General features: G+C 37.8%; 1 protein-coding gene. It reads left to right on the forward strand.

Features of this window, described 5'->3' with window-relative positions; all coding sequences use genetic code 11:
• A partial coding sequence (locus ACG94X_RS16910) for a YdcF family protein (RefSeq protein WP_419384817.1) occupies positions 1-254 on the forward strand: 254 nt, incomplete at both ends.

Raw genomic sequence — 254 nt, forward strand, 5'->3', positions numbered from 1 at the left:
GCCTTATGCCATTGTGGTTTTAGGCGGTGGTTTGACGCTGGATGAAAACAAAAAAGATATTGTTGTGAATCCTTATACACGGTTAAGACTGGAAAAAACGCTGGAATTACACCAACAAAATCATTTACCTATTGTATTGAGCGGTGTAGAAGCACCCTATATGCAAAAATGGCTGAAACAACGGGGTGTAGATGCAAAACTTCTTGAAAATAGAAGTATGAATACCTGTGAAAACACACGCTTTAGTTCTTTAT

Origin of the sequence: Acinetobacter psychrotolerans (assembly GCF_048552595.1) — a bacterium.
In the GTDB taxonomy this organism is placed as follows: Bacteria; Pseudomonadota; Gammaproteobacteria; order Pseudomonadales; family Moraxellaceae; genus Acinetobacter.